Origin of the sequence: Streptomyces sp. R28 (assembly GCF_041052385.1) — a bacterium.
Classification (GTDB): Bacteria; Actinomycetota; Actinomycetes; order Streptomycetales; family Streptomycetaceae; genus Streptomyces.
Genome location: NZ_CP163439.1, coordinates 103,815 through 119,559 on the forward strand (window position 1 = coordinate 103,815; position 15,745 = coordinate 119,559).

Annotated in this window: 11 protein-coding genes and 4 pseudogenes; 5 read left to right on the forward strand and 10 right to left on the reverse strand. The window is 69.6% G+C overall.

What is annotated here, in order from left to right:
* Nucleotides 1-328 precede the first annotated feature (328 nt).
* Nucleotides 329-1,675 (forward strand): tol-pal system YbgF family protein, encoded by a 1,347-nt coding sequence (locus tag AB5J49_RS00455; protein WP_369166445.1) that lies wholly within the window; start codon nt 329-331, stop codon nt 1,673-1,675.
* A gap of 1,316 nt (nt 1,676-2,991) precedes the next feature.
* Here the strand turns inward: AB5J49_RS00455 and AB5J49_RS00460 are convergent.
* Nucleotides 2,992-3,858, reverse strand: a complete 867-nt coding sequence (locus tag AB5J49_RS00460; protein ID WP_369174998.1) for a GyrI-like domain-containing protein — start codon at nt 3,856-3,858, stop codon at nt 2,992-2,994.
* A 118-nt stretch (nt 3,859-3,976) separates the two neighbouring features.
* On the opposite strand from AB5J49_RS00460, the gene AB5J49_RS00465 reads away from it, so the two are divergent.
* On the forward strand, nt 3,977-4,828 hold the full coding sequence (locus AB5J49_RS00465; RefSeq protein ID WP_369166446.1) for a phytanoyl-CoA dioxygenase family protein: 852 nt from the start codon (nt 3,977-3,979) through the stop codon (nt 4,826-4,828).
* 47 nt (nt 4,829-4,875) lie between these two features.
* Here AB5J49_RS00465 and AB5J49_RS00470 read toward each other — a convergent pair whose 3' ends face one another.
* The 5 genes from AB5J49_RS00470 to AB5J49_RS00490 form a co-directional block, all read right to left on the reverse strand.
* Nucleotides 4,876-5,427, reverse strand: coding sequence for an XRE family transcriptional regulator (locus tag AB5J49_RS00470; RefSeq protein ID WP_369174999.1), 552 nt, complete (start codon nt 5,425-5,427; stop codon nt 4,876-4,878).
* Between the two features lie 17 nt (nt 5,428-5,444).
* Complete coding sequence (locus AB5J49_RS00475) at nt 5,445-5,723, reverse strand: hypothetical protein (RefSeq protein WP_369166447.1); 279 nt, start codon at nt 5,721-5,723, stop codon at nt 5,445-5,447.
* 4 nt (nt 5,724-5,727) lie between these two features.
* The gene (locus AB5J49_RS00480; RefSeq protein WP_369166448.1) at nt 5,728-6,267 is read right to left on the reverse strand and encodes a GNAT family N-acetyltransferase; all 540 of its coding nucleotides are present in this window, start codon (nt 6,265-6,267) and stop codon (nt 5,728-5,730) included.
* A gap of 495 nt (nt 6,268-6,762) precedes the next feature.
* Nucleotides 6,763-7,233 carry a DIP1984 family protein gene (locus AB5J49_RS00485; RefSeq protein WP_369175001.1) on the reverse strand — a complete coding sequence of 157 codons (471 nt, stop codon included), beginning with the start codon at nt 7,231-7,233 and terminating at the stop codon, nt 6,763-6,765.
* A 363-nt stretch (nt 7,234-7,596) separates the two neighbouring features.
* Nucleotides 7,597-8,778, reverse strand: coding sequence for a hypothetical protein (locus AB5J49_RS00490; protein WP_369166449.1), 1,182 nt, complete (start codon nt 8,776-8,778; stop codon nt 7,597-7,599).
* 372 nt (nt 8,779-9,150) lie between these two features.
* Here AB5J49_RS00490 and AB5J49_RS00495 point away from each other — a divergent pair.
* Nucleotides 9,151-9,492, forward strand: a pseudogene (locus tag AB5J49_RS00495) (transposase); the annotation flags it as partial.
* Nucleotides 9,493-9,523: 31 nt separating this feature from the next.
* On the opposite strand, the gene AB5J49_RS00500 reads toward AB5J49_RS00495, so the two are convergent.
* A complete protein-coding gene (locus AB5J49_RS00500) occupies nt 9,524-10,186 on the reverse strand; it encodes a response regulator (protein WP_369166450.1) in 663 nt (220 codons plus the stop codon).
* The gene (locus tag AB5J49_RS00505) at nt 10,161-11,333 is read right to left on the reverse strand and encodes a sensor histidine kinase (RefSeq protein ID WP_369166451.1); all 1,173 of its coding nucleotides are present in this window, start codon (nt 11,331-11,333) and stop codon (nt 10,161-10,163) included. The genes AB5J49_RS00500 and AB5J49_RS00505 overlap by 26 nt, the downstream gene beginning before the upstream one ends.
* A 175-nt stretch (nt 11,334-11,508) precedes the next feature.
* On the opposite strand from AB5J49_RS00505, the gene AB5J49_RS00510 reads away from it, so the two are divergent.
* Entirely contained in the window at nt 11,509-13,779 is a 2,271-nt protein-coding gene (locus AB5J49_RS00510; RefSeq protein ID WP_369166452.1) for an MMPL family transporter, read from the forward strand.
* A gap of 41 nt (nt 13,780-13,820) precedes the next feature.
* Here the strand turns inward: AB5J49_RS00510 and AB5J49_RS00515 are convergent.
* A pseudogene (locus AB5J49_RS00515) lies at nt 13,821-14,830 on the reverse strand (IS5 family transposase).
* 98 nt (nt 14,831-14,928) lie between these two features.
* On the opposite strand from AB5J49_RS00515, the pseudogene AB5J49_RS00520 reads away from it, so the two are divergent.
* A pseudogene (locus AB5J49_RS00520) lies at nt 14,929-15,033 on the forward strand (IS5/IS1182 family transposase); the annotation flags it as partial.
* 70 nt (nt 15,034-15,103) lie between these two features.
* Here AB5J49_RS00520 and AB5J49_RS00525 read toward each other — a convergent pair.
* Nucleotides 15,104-15,535: pseudogene (locus AB5J49_RS00525) on the reverse strand (ArsR family transcriptional regulator); the annotation flags it as partial.
* Nucleotides 15,536-15,745: the final 210 nt, after the last annotated feature.

Sequence of the window (15,745 nt, forward strand, 5' to 3'; positions counted from 1 at the left end):
GCAGACCGCCGCACCCCCGGCCTCGGTAGACGTCCCTCCGGCCGGCACCGAGATCTTCCGCACAGGCCCGTCCCCAAGACGCAGACTGATGCGGTCCAGGGCTGCCGGCAAGCGGGACTCCGCACCGCCGCGCCGCCGGATCCCTGATGTGGCGGCGCGGTTGGCTCGATAGTCGCCTGACACATGACACAAGCCCGGCTTTCTCCATCCGCCCCCGCCGTCGCAGGGGGAGCCGCTTTCACAGAACTCCACGGCGGCGGTACGGGACACACCCCCATCTCCATGCGCCCGCAGGCACCCGTCCGGCTCGCGCACCCGGGAGGCAGCCATGCCGCGCACCCCCAACACACGGCTCGCCCTGTTATTACAGGCGGCCGGCTGGAACCCGTCCCAGCTCGCCGCCGCCCTGCGGGGCATCGCCGCCGAACAGGGCCTGACGCTGACCGTCTACCGCACGACAGCACGGCGCTGGCTGGACGGCGCCCAGCCCCGGCCCCCCATTCCCGCTCTGCTCCTGGAATGTCTCTCCCGTCGTCTGGGCAGGCGCGTCGCGGCGTACGACGCTGGCCTCACCCGAGCCCCGGCCGTCGTCGTGGATCCTGACTGGGAGGCCGACCCCATGCGCAAACTCGCCCACCTCACCCACGCCGAACTCGACCCCCACCGCCGCGCCCTGCTCGGCGCGGGCGTTTTCGCCGCCACCGCACTGGCCCTGCCAGGCGAAGGCGAGACCCTGAGCGCCGCGGTGCCCGACGGCTCAGTACCGGCCGACCGCCGCGCCGGACCCAGCGACCTGGAGCAACTGCGCACCATGGCCACGGTGTTCGCCACCGCCGCCGACCGGCACGGCGGCCAGCATGTACGCGCCGCCCTGGCCGCCTACCTCGCCCACGAGGTCACCCCCCTCCTGGACGGTCCCGCCCGCACCGGCATCCACCACGGCCTGCTGTCCGCCACCGCCCAACTCACCCTGCTGCTGGGCTCGATGTGCGCCGACAGCGGCCACCACGCCATGGCCCAGCACTACCACCAGATCGCCGCCCGCCTCGCCACCGACGCAGGCGACCACACCATCCTCGCCATCACCCTGCGCACCATGGCAACCCACGCCCACGACCTCGGACAGCACACCCCCGCCGTCCTCCACCTCGCCGAACAGGCCGACCGGCACGCCCGCCACGCCCCGCCCGCGGTCCGCGCCTACACCCACATCCACCTCGCCGTCCTCCACGCCCACCAGGACCGCCACGCCTCCCAGGCCGCCCTAGCCCGCGCTGAACGCTTCCACGCTCAGACCGACACCGCCCCCGGTCCCTTCAGCAGCTATCCGGCCGGCGCACTGCACTACCAGCGCGCCCAGACCCTCACCACCCTCGGCGACCACACGGCCGCCCTCACCGCGCTGACCACCTCCCTGCGCCTGCGCACCCCCACCGAACAACTGCCCGCCGCACTCACGCGCGCCCGCCTCGCCGAAACCCACCTACGACTCGGCCACCTCGATGCCGCCCTCACCCACTGGCGCACCTTCCTCGACACCTACCCCAGCCTCAAATCCGCGCGTGCCGACGAGCGCCTGACGGCAGCCCTCCAGCGCCTGCGGCCCCACCAACGCCATGCCGGCGCAGCCGACTTCCTCGGCCGCGTCACCGAACTCACCCGCCCCGCTCCGTGAGGGACCCCCCGCTTCCTCGAGCGAACTGCCGCGCCTGCGCCCGCGACCACTTTCGTGCGGAGGAAGTACCGATGGATCTGGGGCCTGCGCAGCCTTGTCGGAGACCGGGGGCGACAGAGCAATGGCCGCATCGATTGGATCTTGCATGACGGCAGAATGAACCGGTCCAGCTCCTCACCCGGCGGCGCCCCGCCCACGGGCGCTGGCCGAGCACCCGCAGAATCGACCCCGTTGAGCCGCTTGCGTGAACCGTGATCCCGCTGTCGCCTTCAGCGGCCGATGGCAGTCGGGAGTTTCACCGTTGAATTGGTTGGGTCCTTGGGAAGCGCATGGCGACGCCGTTCTTGAGGGGGGCGAGGCGGATGGTGGGAGGCTGGTTCCTTTGCGGCCGGCGATGGCTTGCAGGGAGAGGTCGCCGTGTTCGTACCAGTTGCGCCATTGGGGTACGCGGGTGGCGGTGTGCTGGGTGCGAACGAACAAGGGAAGCCGACCGACAACGGCAAGTACCGCGCACCCGCCGGCTCGGCGGCGGCCCGAGGCCCTGTTGAAGATGCTTGACCATCTCATCACCCGGATCTGACCTGTGTCTGGGGTCCCCGGCTCATGAAGCCCCAGTTCCGGCCACGTGGTCGGGGGCGCTCCCCCGCCCCCTCCGCGGTGGCATCTGCAGTGGCATCCGCGGCTTCGGCTACTCGGTGGTGGGTGCACCATGAGCAGGCCCAGGACCAGGCGGCACGGGCAGGTGCGGCGCCATCCGAGCAGGCCGTCGCGGCGACGTTCTCGTTCTCCTTCGGCCTGGGCTTCGGCCATCTCCTGCGCCTCCTGTGCAAGGCACGCTCTACGGCTGCGGAAGAGCCCGCACTCGCTGCTGCCCGGCACCGGGCCGGCCTCCGGGTCCAGGCAGACGTCGTGGCAGCAGGACGGGCACTGCCACCTCGATGCGTCCCGTGCGCAGCCTTCCTCCTCCCGCTGCTGGTGGCCGGCTTCTCAGCGGCCTGGCGGGCGGCGCGACGCTGGTCGTCGCGGACGTGGTAGGCGCGGTAGTCGTCGGGGTTGTCGAGCGCCTGGTCCAAGGTCTCGACCGCGTCGTGGCCGTAGCGCCACCACACCGGCCCATGAGGGCCCTTGTCGGCCAGTAGCACCAGGGGGGTGGCGAACTCGCCACCAAACGCCCTGTGACTGAGCGCGCTAGTCGGCGGATGAGCGCTGTACTGGGCGGAGCTGAGCGTTCTGGTTGGCAAGCCGGGTGGCCGTCCGCCTTCTCGCTGAAACAGCACGTCCGCCCCGGCGAACAGGGCCAGGGAGGGATTCAAGGATCAATCGGCCTCCTGTTCCACCGGCAGCCACAGCTCGGCATCCGCCTCGCTGCCGTCCGCCGACATCCGCATACGAAGGATTTCCGGCCCGGGGCGGCCCCGGTACGGATTCGATGGGAACCACTCGGTGAACACATCCCGCCACAGCGCCTGGATCGCCTCCGGCGCCGGCCCCGAGGTGGTGAAGACCGCCCATGTCCCGGCCGGCACGGGCAGCGTGGCCATGCCCTCCGGCAGGGACGCCGAGGTGACGACCCCGTGGTAGTAGTCGAGTTCGGTACCCTCCGCCCGGCTGGGATCGAGATCGTCGCAGACCGCGAGGATGCCGTGCGGCTCCTGGTCGGACAGCTTCTCCAGCAGCTCCTTTGCCTGGTCGTCGATCCCGCGGACGAAATCGATGATCGCCTGGTTCGGCCCCGAGTGCACGAGCGGCACCCGGGCCTTCGCCCCGACGACGCTGAACTCCGGCTTGTGCACGACGCGGTAGCGCATGCTGCTGCACCCGTCGACGATGAGGCGGAAGGTCATTCGGGGCTGGGAGCTGAGCGCCGCACCGGTGCGCCGTGCCTCGCCGGGCCCGACGCCGTGCATCGCGCGGAACGCCCGCGCGAATGCCTCGCCCGAGCCGTATCCGTACCGCACCGCGATCTCCAGCAGCGTCCGCTCCCCGGCCAGTACCTCCGCGCCCGCGACGGTCAGCCGCCGGCGCCTGATGTACTCCGACAGCGGCATCCCGGCGAGCGCCGAGAACATCCGCCGCAGGTGGTACTCCGAGGTGGCCGCGACCCGCGCCAGCTCGCCCACGTCGACGGAGCTGTCGAGCTGCCGCTCGATGTGCTCCATGGCCTGATTGAGCCGCTCCAGCACGCTCGCCTCCAAGATCCCGACCATCGATTCAATCAGGCGCGGCCATGCACGCGCACCCGAGAAAAGCGGTGCGGCAAGTGTCGGGTGACCGGGACGGGCGGCGTCGCACGATGGAGGCATGGACGACACGACCTTGGTAACCCGCTTCCTCCGCGACGGCTTCGTCAAGCTGGGGGGCGCCGTCGCGCCCCGCGTGGCCGCGAGCTGCGCGCGGCTGCTGTGGCGGGAGACGGGCTGCGACCCGGACGCCCCGGAGACGTGGAAGCAGCCCGTGCACTGGGTCGGCGGGATGGCACAGGGACCGTTCGCCGCCGCACCCAACTCCCCGGCCCTGCACCGGGCGTACGACCTGCTGGTCGGCGCCGGGCGCTGGGAGCCGCGCTACTCGCTCGGCACCTTCCCGCTGCGCTTCCCGCACGAGGAGGAGCCCGACGACGCGGGCTGGCACATCGAGGGCAGCTACGCGGTGGAGGGCGAGACCTGGCCTTTCACCAACCTCCGCTCACGCGGCCGGGCCCTGCTGATGCTATTTCTGTTCAGCGAGGTCGGGGAAGAGGACGCCCCGACTCGGATCCGGGTCGGCTCCCACCTCGACGTGCCGAAGGTGCTGGAGCCGTACGGGGAGGAGGGCGCGAGCGGCCTGGCCATCGCGCCAGACCTCGTAGCGGCATCCGCCCACCGGCCGCTCGCTCTCGCCACCGGTTCCCCGGGTGACGTCTTCCTGTGCCATCCATTCCTGGTACACGCGGCACAGCCGCACCACGGGGTGCGGCCGCGCTTCATGGCCCACCCGCCGCTGATGCCGGCTGCGCCGTACGAACTGGAGCGGGCCGACGGCGCGTACTCACCCGTGGAGATCGCGATCCGCCGGGGCCTGGGACAGGCCACCTCCGGTCCCGACGGGCAGGACGCCGGTCCCGCCAACCATAATGCTCAGCTCCGCCAAGTAGAGCGCTCATCCGCCAACTAGCGCGCTCCGTCACATTGGTCCGGGCCTCGCGGCTGTTCGGGGAGGAGCTACAGGCCGAACTCCAGGTGTGTGATGTCGGTGAAGCGGACTTCCTCCAGCTGGCCGGCGCGGCGGCCGTTGTCCTGGAAGTACACCTCGTTGAGTGCCTCGGCGGCGATCTCCTGTAATCCCTGGCCGGTGGCGCCGGCCTCTTGAGCGTCGAAGAGGCGGGCGGCGTACTGCGGCGGCAGCGCCACGGTCAGGTGGCGGGGCCGGTCCTCGTCGGTGGTGCCGATCGGCACGGTGTAGCCGATCCGGGCCTGGGTGTCGATGACGATGCCGCCGGTGGTCGCCGCCTTCTTTCGCGCCTGGGCGCGGATCTGCGGCTGCCACCGTGCCTTGACCTCGCGTTCCGGGCTGGCGGCGAGGCCCGGGCGGGGCTTCTTGACCTGGTCCTTGACGTACCGTTCGACGGTGCGCTGGGAGATGCGCAGCATCCGGGCGACGGCCTCGGTGCCCCTGAGCTGCTTGACCAGGTACCGCATCTGCGTGGCCCCACTCTTGGGCGCCGGGCGAGTGAACGCCTTCTGCACCGCGGCGTCCAGGCCGTCCCCGAACAGGCCATCATCGCCCTCACCTACTCTCCGTTGTCGGCGTCGGGGAGGACTTCGTGGGCTGGGAGCCGCCCGTCGGCGGCGACCGTGCGCTGGGCGTGGTTGATTTTCCGATCTCCGAGGGCCGCTGGAAGGTGCTTTAGTACGTCCTGCCTGGCTTCGTCCACGAGAAAGGACAGTGCTTCGGCGGTGCTTCGGGAGGCGTTCGGCCGTCTCCGCCTGGTGAGATATTCATGAGCTTCAACAGCGCTGAGCTCTGTCCCAGCAATGCTGTCGAGTTGCGGATCCGCGCTGTCGAGCACGAGCTCAATCAGAGGGCGTGACCGGGGGCCGCATGCCGAGCCACTGCTCAGCGTCCCAGGCATGGAACCGCTCTACCTCGGTGAACCCCAGTTTTGCCGCGAGGCGCATCGAGCCGACGTTTGCCACCTGGGTGGCGAGCACCACCGGCTCGCCGGGAAGGACGCCGTCGAACCAGTCGAGTACCGCCGCGCACGCCTCGGCGGCATACCCGAATCCCCACACTCGCGGCAGGAACAGATAGCCGAGATCGATCTTCCCCGCGGCAGCCGGGCGACGATGCTCCGGTGCTCTCCTGAGCAGGATCTGGCCGATCATCGCCCCGTCCAGATCAACGACGAAACTCCCGGGCCACCGCTCGGGCACCCCGGGCAACTCGCGCTCAAGCTCGTCCCGCGGCCGGGGGCCGCCGAGGTAGGTGTGCACCTCTGGCGACGCCAGCAGCTCGACGAACGCCGCACGGTCACCGGCCTCGGGCTCACGGAGCACGAGCCTGTCGGTCCTGATCGGGGCAGGTGGCCAGGCGACGGGTCCGAGCTCAGTCATGCCGGCACCCAATCAGCAGGCTCGGCAGCGATCAAGACTCGCAAGTGGCGGGCCACCTCCCGAAGCGCCATACATCTGCTCTCGGGAATCGTCTGGCGGGTGGTGGGTTGCCGACCAGCGCGGTTGCCAGGTTGTTTGAGACCGCCTGCGGCCAGCGTTCTCAAACAACCTGGCTTTCGCGGTCGTCTCGTTCGCGAAAGATGACAGGACCGCCAAAGTCGCCAACGGTATCCGCCGGAGATCGCCGTTCTCCATGGTGCGGCGATGTGGAAAGCCCCGAACCCGCCCTCGCCGCCTCGGATCTGCACGGTGGTGATGTGCTGTGCGATGTGCACCTTTACCTGTACGCGGTGCTGAGCTGCACTGTTGATGGGGAGTCGAACCCCCGCGTTGCTCTTCACGCGCCAGGAGTGGGCTGGGAAACCGCCAGCCCTCGGTGTGTGCACGCCTCCGAAGCCGCTACCTGCTCCACATCGTCCCGATCGGCCGGACTGGTCAGTCCAGCAGATCGACCTCCCAGTTCGTGCGCTGGATCCGCACATCGACCTCGCGGATCTCCTGGGCGAGTGCATCCGCCTGACCGCGCAGTTCCGCGACCGGAAGCGCGGAAAGCATCATCAACTCGGACCTAAGCTGCCGGCCGTATCCCCGCTCGCCCTTACCCGCCGCCGCGTCCGCCGCTGCGGTGACCACGGAGTGACGCAACCGCAGGACGTCCCGACGTGCGAGGGCATCGGTAAGTGTGCCGTCCGGAACCATCGCCACGGTGGCATTGGTCCGGTTGATCCGCCGGATCAACGATTCCAGATTGTTCAGCACCTCACCGGCCTCAGCCAACAGCTGAGCTGCATCCTCGGCGGGTGTCTCCCCCTCCTGGTACCGCGCACTACTGACGACGCGCGCTCGCAGTTGTTCCACACGGCGCGTTGCCTCCGCACGTTCTGCCAGTGCCTCAGCAAGCTTCACTGTCTCCACGTCCCCCTCCATGAGCCCGCACGAGTATACGAGCGCGAACCAGCTCGTACGTACCCGGCTTTTCATCCGCCGGAGCCCTGACCAGCCACTGGAGTGAGGGCGGGCAGGCGCGCCGAGGGCAACGAAAGAGAATCCGGCAGTACGAACGAGAACGAAGGGGAATCCGACAGTCTCAGCGCGACAGGACATGCGTGTCCTGGCGCAGCGAAGTTGGCTGTGGATCTCGCTCTGAGCTGGAGCTTTGCCAGTAGTGCGAGACTGCCATGGCTCGGGAGAGGCTCCACCGATCAAGGCAGCGCGGCGGTCTCGGACCAGCGGCCCCGGCCGGGTACCACCGCTCGCGTCGGGCGGTCTTCAGTTCAGGCTCCGGGCCCGGCGGCGGCGCGCGATGAGGAGCGTGCCCGCACCCGTGACCACTGCCGCGGCAGCCGCGCCCGCGACGGGCAGTGTCGAGGAGCCGGTCTCTGCCAGGTAGCCGCCGTTCGCCGCCGGCCCGGCGTCGCCGGTCGACGACGACTCGCCGGCCGAGCTGTTCGAGCCATTGGTCGGGCTGCCCGTCGGGCCTGTCGACCCTCCGCCCGTGACCTCCAGTGTGATGTCGGCCTTGTCGTTGGCCTTGTTGGGGTCGAACGGCCGCGCTTCGGTGCTCAGCGCCACCGCGCCCTTGGCGTCCGCCACCCGCTTGTCGATCTTCAGCTCGAAGGTGTAGGTCTCTTGGCTGCCCTCATTGAGCGACCGCATGCCGCAGACGTACGCCTCACCCTTGGCCCGGCAGAACTGGCCGCGCTGGACGACGGACGTTCCGGCGGGAGGTGTGATCAAGACCTTGACGACCCGATCCCCTTCCTCGGGCCAAACCCAGGCGGGCCCGGCGTTGGTGAACTTCACCTTCATCGTCACCGTGTCACCGACGCTCCCCTTCAACGCGGCACCCGTCACCTGGTAGTCGGCCGTGTTGACCGAGGTGACGGACACATTGACAATTCCCGCGGACCCCTCGCCCCCGGGCTGCCCCTCGATCAGTCTCACCGCCGGTGCGGTTCCCGCCACCGGTGGTGTGCCGTTGTCGTCAGGCCAGGGTTCGACGTCCTCGACGCGTACGCGCAGCTCGTCGTTGAGCGCACGGTCCAGTACCGCGACACGGAGAGGGGTCTCGGGTGTGTAGACGACGCCCGGCTCCACAGCCTGGTCGAACGCGCACACCGCTGTCCATCTCTCGGGCATCTCGTCGTAGGGCCGGACGTGTTGTACCAGGCAGTTGGAGGGAACGTCCGCGAAGTCGAGTCCCCGGGTGACGGAGTAGGAGACCCACACCTTCTCGGCGGCTCCGATGCCCTTGTTCGCCACGGTGACCGGCAGATCGAAGCTGCTCCCCGGTTTCACCCCGTCGATAGCCTCGATGCCTCCGACTACCAATTCGGGTGCGGTTTCACCGCCGTAGGCGGCGGGAGCCGCGGCCAGCGCGATCAGGCCGACAGCGCCGAGGGCGGCGACAGCGCCACGCGAGGCGCGATGGTTGTTTGGGCGTATCGGCATGGAGACATCCTCTGTTGGGACGCAGACGAACGGAACGGTGCCTTCCAGAAGACCAGTCCTTCGATCGCTAGACTCTTGCCGATCTCGGAGGGTTGCATGGCCGGTGCCTCCTCCGCCTTGCGATCACATCTATCGGACGCCGTGAGCCCCGCGCCGGTGTCGGCACCGATTGCCGGTGCGAGGTCATCGGAGACGGATCGGTCGCCCACCGGCTGAGCCACTGTGTCCCGCCAACTGACGTGCGCACCCGCCCGATCAAGCGCTCAGTCTCAATCAGCCCCTGCCGACACCACGCTTTGCAAGCGCTGGCAGAACAAGGTGGATCGACGCTCATCACCGTGTCCGAGACGGGAGTTGAGCGGTCGGTCGAGTGTGGGAACATCGCCGTGGATCGTGTCGGATGAGCTGTGGGAACGCATTGAAACCGCTGCTGCCGCAGCGTGAGCGACACTTTCGGTACCCGGGCCGCAAGCCGTTTTCCAGACCGGGAGGTGCTGGGCGGAATCCTGTACGTGCTGCACACCGGGGATCCAGTGGGAGTACCTGCCCAAGGAACTGGACTTCGGCTCCGGGATGACCCGCTGGCGCAGTCTGCGGGGCTGGAACGAAGCCGACGTGTGGCAGCGGCTTCACGAAGTCCTGCTCGCCGAACTGAACGCCGCGGCGAAGCTCGACTGGTCCCGCTGTTTAATCGACTCCTCCCATGTCCGGGCGGGGACTCATGGGACATGGCCCGGCACCCGGCTCAGGTTCCGGGGAGGATACGGCGCGTTTCGTAGGCCCACATCGCGATCTCGACCCGGTTGCGGGCGCCGAGTTTGGCCATCAGGCTGGCCAGATGCGTCTTCACCGTGCTGAGGCTGATGTGCAGTGCATCGGCGATCTCGGTGTTGGTCAGCCCGCGAGCGACGGCGAGGAGCACCTGCTCCTCGCGGGCGGTGACGGGGGCGACCGGCTGGGCCACGGGCCGGCCGGCGGGCAGGTCCGCGAATGCCTGAAGCAGACGGACGGTGACGCTGGGCGCGATGAGCGCCTCACCATCGGACGCCGACCGTACGGCCTGCGCCAGAAGGTCCGGTCCCGTGTCCTTGAGGAGGAATCCGCGGGCGCCGGCACGCAGTGAGCCGTAGACGTACTCGTCGAGGTCGAACGTGGTGATGACGACCACGGCCAGCGGGTCGGCCACGCCCGGGCCGGCGACCAGCCGGGTGGCCTCGAGCCCGTCGAGTACGGGCATGCGGATGTCGAACAGGCAGACGTCGGGGCGTAGTTCGCGGGCCAGACGTACCGCTTCCCGCCCGTCGGCGGCCTCGCCGACCACCTCGATGCCGGGCTGGGCGTTCAGTATGATCCGCAACCCGGTGCGGATGATCGTCTGGTCGTCAGCGACGAGGACGCGAATGGACACCGCTCTCGCTCCTCGCTTTCGGCAGTTCGGCTTCGACATGCCAGCCCCGGTCAGTACCCGGGCCGGCTCGTAGTGTGCCGCCGAGCAGGGTCGCGCGCTCGCGCAGTCCGGTAAGTCCGTATCCGTCGCGACCCCGGCCGGTGCGCCGGCCGTTGTCGCGCACACTCACCCGTACCGTGTGCCGTTCCGCAGCGACCCGAACGACGAGCTCGGTCGCGTCGACCGCATGGCGCAGCGCGTTGGTCACCGACTCCTGCACGATCCGGTAGACGGCCGCGTCCACGGCCGGGGGCAGCGCGTCCAGTTCGCCGTCGAGCCCCAGGTCGACCCTGAGGCGACCACCCGGGGTGCGCACCAGGCACTCCAGATCCGCGACTCCGGCAGGGGGCGCCAGCTCGGCGCCGACCCCGCGGTCGCGCAGCGCGGCGACCATGGCACGCATTTCCTCCAGCGTGCGCGCCCCTTCCTCCTCGACCCCCTCCAGCGCCTTGACGGCGGCAGACGGGTCGGCGCCCGCAAGCACCCCGCCCGCCTGGGCGATGATCACCATGGCCGACACGTGGTGGGCCACCGTGTCGTGCAGTTCCCGGGCGAGCTGCTCGCGCTCGCGGGAGCGCACCTGCTCCAACTGCCGCTCGCGAGCGGTCACCCAGAACCGCACGGCAGCCCCGACCACGCCGGGCAGCAGCAGGAAGACGAAGCCCACGACGTTCTCGACGACCGGCGTCTCGTCCGTGACGGAGCAGAGCGCGCCGGCCGTGAGGATCACCGCGCCGCCCAGCACGATCTCGCGTCCCGATCCCCACCGGGGCAGCGCGTACACCAGCACGAGCATGACCGCGCCGGTGTACAGGCCGACGGGCTCGCGCGGAGCGGCGACCAGCGAGGCCACCTGAAGCAGGATCACCGAGCCGAACGCCAGCGTGACCGTCGCCAGGGGGCGGGTCCGGCGCCACAGGGGCAGCAGGCACAGCCATACGGCGAACACCACCGCCACCGGCCGCCACACGACGTTCTCACGCAGGGTGGCCTCCAGCACCACACCGCCCAGGCCCGCGGCGAGCAGCACCCAGTCCCGCCACGCCCGGGCGGGCGCGTCGGGCGGACGGGGTTCGGTCCACAGGGTTCGCAGGTCTTCTCGCAGCACGGTTCTCAGCGTAGAGACCGCGGCGTGCCGCGCATCGGCCGAAAGGACGGTTCGTCACTCCGCCCCGGGGCCGACGGATCCGCGGCCCGCGGACCGATGCCGCGGAGCGCCGCGGCGACGAGCCTCGGCATCGGCGGCCGTACAAGGACGGCCGACGAGGTGGTTGGAGGACCCGATGCTCTCGAAAGCCCTGTTGCGCCTGGGCGCAAGCGCCGCCCGCCATCCCTGGCGGGTGATCGCGGCATGGCTGATCGCCGCCACGCTCGCCGTCCTCGCCGCGATCGCCATCGGCGGGCGGACCGCGGACTCGATGACCGCTCCGGGACTGGACTCCCAACGGGCCGCGCAACTCATCGAGCGGGCCGGCACCGGCCAGGAGGGGATGACCGCCCAAGTGGTCGTCACCCCCCTCGACGACGGTGCGACGTTCTTCGACCACGGCAGCGCGCGCACCGCTCTGGCGCGGCTGCAGACCGAGGTGAAGCGGCTGCCGCACGTGCTCGGCACGAGCGACCCGGCGGGGGCACTCGACGCACCCGGGGACACCACCGTGCGCGGCGGCCTCGTCTCGACCGACGGGCGGATCGCGGTCGTCCGGGTGCAGTACCCCGACCAGAGCCGACTGTCGGCCGAAGACCTCGACGCCCTCGTCGATCTCGGCGACCGGCTGCGGGCCGAGCTGCCCCTGCGCATCGAGATGGGCGGGAACCTCTTCTACGCCTTCTCCGACCCCGACGGCGGCGCGAGCGAGCTGATCGGCCTCCTCGCCGCGGCCGCGATCCTGTTCCTGGCGTTCGGTTCGCTCGCCGCCGCCGCGCTGCCGATCGGCATGGCGGTCTTCGGACTGACCGTCGGGGTCGCCACGATGACGGTACTGGCGGGGGTGACGGACGTCCCCACCTTCGCCCCTGTCCTGGGCAGCATGGTCGGGCTCGGAGTGGGCATCGACTACGCGCTGTTCGTGCTCGCCAGGCATCGGGAGTACCTCGCGCGCGGGCTCGATCCCCGCGAGGCGGCGGGGCGAGCGGTGGCCACGGCGGGAAGGCCCGTGGTCTTCGCCGGCGGCACCGTCGTCGTATCGATCCTCGGCCTGGCGGTCGCGAACGTACCGTTCATGACGGTGGGCGGGCTCGCCGTCTCGATCGTCGTCCTGACCATGGTGCTCGCGTCGGTGACGCTGCTGCCGGCCTTCCTCGGCGCCGCCGGCCCACGCCTGGCCCGGGCCGGCCGGATCGGCCGGGCTCTGCAGACCAGGAAGCTGGGCCGACTCGCACGGCGGCGGGACCCGGCGGCGGGCGCCGCCCACGCCGCCGGGTGGCGGCGCTGGATCGGGCACGTCAGCCGGCACCCGGTGCCGTACGCGGTCGGCGCGGCGGGGCTGCTGCTGACCGCGACGCTGCCCGTGCTCGGCCTGCGCGTCGGCCTGCCCGACGACGGCTCACTGCCCCACAGCCGTACCGAGCGCCGCGCCTACGACCTCGTCGCCGAGGGGTTCGGCCCGGGCACCAACGGTCCCCTCGTCATCGCCGCGGACCCCGCCGGTGATCCGGGAGTGCTGGACCGACTCGTCGGGGCGGGCGCGGCGGATCCGGGCATCGGATCCGTCGCGCCGACGCACATCGATCGGGCCACCGGCATCGCGACCCTCGTGGTGTTCCCGACCACCAGCCCTCAGGACAAGGCCACGGCCGACACCATCGCCCGGCTGCGCACCGACGTGCTGCCCACGGCGATCGGGCACGGCCCGGCCAGGGCCCACGTCGGCGGCGCCGCCGCGAGCCTGTCCGATGTGGGCCAACGCACCAGCCAACGCCTGCCGGTTTTCGTCGCCGCCGTGCTGGCGATGTCGTTCCTGCTGCTGATGCTGGTCTTCCGCTCGATACTCGTACCGCTCAAGGCGGTACTGCTGAATCTGCTGAGCATCGGCGCGGCCTACGGCATCATGGTCGCGGTCTTCCAGTGGGGCTGGGGAGGCGCACTCATCGGGCTGGAAGCGACGGTTCCGATCGTGTCGTTCATCCCGATGTTCCTCTTCGCCATCCTGTTCGGCCTGTCGATGGACTACGAGGTGTTCCTCCTCTCCCGCGTACGCGAGGAGTACCTGCGCACCGGCGACAACGGCACGGCGATCGTCGAGGGCGTCTCGCGCACCGCCCGGATCATCACCTCGGCCGCCCTCATCATGGTGGCGGTCTTCCTGTCCTTCGCCGTCGCCGAGGACCCCTCCACCAAAATGTTCGGGCTCGGCCTGGCCACCGCGATCTTCATCGACGCCACGGTCGTACGCATGGTGCTGGTACCGGCGACCATGACACTCCTCGGCCGGACCAACTGGTGGCTGCCGAAGTGGCTGGACTGGATGCTTCCCCGCGGCCCGGTCGGCACCGACGACGCCGACGCGGAATCCACGGGTGAAGCCCCGCGTCCACGGCTGGTTGACCATTGACTCAACTCCTGCCCGCCCTTGGCGTCCGGCACCTCAGCGCGTCACCTAGGGGCATATCGAGTCGTGATCATCGAGGCGCGCAGGTGGAGACAGGCGAAATAGCTGTCGGGAGTCTTGTCGTATCGGGTGGCGATGCCTCGCCATGCTTGGAGCTTGTTGATCAGGCGTTCGACGGTGTTCCGCTCCTTGCAGAGATCGGCGTCGTGGCTGACGGGTCGGCCACCTCTGGAGCCCTTCTTCTTCCAGTTGGCGGCCTGGTCCTTCTTCTCCGGGATGACCGCCTTGATACGGCGTTTGCGCAGGTGCGCGCGGTTTCCGCGGGACGAGCACGCCTTGTCCCCGGCGACCGCGTCCGGCCGGATGCGGGGTCGGCCGACGGGCCCGCGTACCCGTACCTTCTTCAGGGCGGGGATGAACTGCGGGCTGTCCGCTGCCTGGCCTGTGGTCAGGATGAACGCCAGCGGGCGGCACTTGCGGTCGGCGGCGAGGTGGACCTTGCTGGTCTACCCGCCTCTGGAACGTCCGAGGAGGGCGGCCTTCAGCCGGAGTTTCCGCCGACGCCGGATGCGTCGTCGTTCTTCCAGCGCGGGATCACTTTCGGTCTCTTGCCCGTTTTACTCTTCGAGGCCGCCCCCTTTGACCTGGCCCCCTTTGACCTGGCCTCCTCCTCCTCGGCCGCGGCTTTCTCCAGGGCGGTGACGACGTCCTCGTCGAGGTGCATCCCGGCCGCGTCGTGGTGGGCTCGGGCGGTGGTGGAGTCGATGCTGACCAGGGACAGGTCCACCTCACCCCGCTTCGCGGCTTCCGTGATCAGGCCCTCCAGCAGGGCCTCGAACACGCCGGCGTCACGCCACTGCCGGAAGCGGTTGCGGAGGGTCGACCAGGCGCCGAACTCCGTCGGCATCTCCCGCCACTGCCCGCCCGTCTTGAACCGCCAGATCACGCCCTCGAACTGCTGCCGCAGTCGCTCGGGGTACGGGCCGTACTCGCCGATCGGCAGGTAAGGCTCGATGAAGTCCCAATCCGGATCGGTCAGTTGCACTCGTGTCACGTAAGACCGTCTATGGGACCGGACCGTGCCACGAAGGCACATCCCGCAAATTGATCACGACTCGATACGCGCCCTAGCACGGCCCCCCGCTGGCGATCCTCATCGACCGGAGCTTTGTGTGGCTGCACGGCTTCCGGCGTGTGCGGATCCGATGGGAACGAAGGGCCGACGTCCATGAGGCGTTCCTCAGACTCGCCGACTGACTCATCGTTCACCGGCAGCACAAGTTGCTGTGTCAGCCGCCGACTGTGTCCGGAGCTGTCGATATCACCCTCACGCCGACCTCACGCCGACCTCACGCAGGGCCATACAGGTCGCGTCGTCCTCCGATGCGTTGGTGATGAGAGCGTCCAGGTCATCCGGACCGCAGATCTTCACCATGCCGGTTCCCGGGAACTTGCTCTTGTCGGCCAGAAGGACCACCTTGTCGCTGGCGGCAAGCATGGCGCGTCTGGCGGGCACCTCGGCCACGGTGGTGTCCATGACCTGACCTCCGGGGCAAAGGCCACAAGCACCCATGAGCAGCTAGCCGGCATGGACTTGGCCGAGGTTGTCCTCGGCCATGAAACCGTCCAACATGCGTGACCCACGGATGACCATGCCCCCGAGCAACATCAAGTCGATGTTCTCGTCATCGTTGAGCTCGCCGTAGACCGCAACGTTGTTGGTGATCACGGTGAGTCGGCGGCCGCGCAGCTGAAGCGCCTGTGGTGACGAAGGGGTACTCGTTGCACTCACGGGCGCCGCGCTGGGTGTAGTTGGCACCCCAATACCGCTCGCACTGCTTGACGGATGCCTTGCGGTTGTCGTCCCGGCAGGTGCTGTTCACCGTGCGGTGCAGCGGTTCCTTCGCTGTCTGGACGGGGACCTTCTTCGCCGACATGTACGGCTTGGTGTCCTCCGGCTTCGTGAACG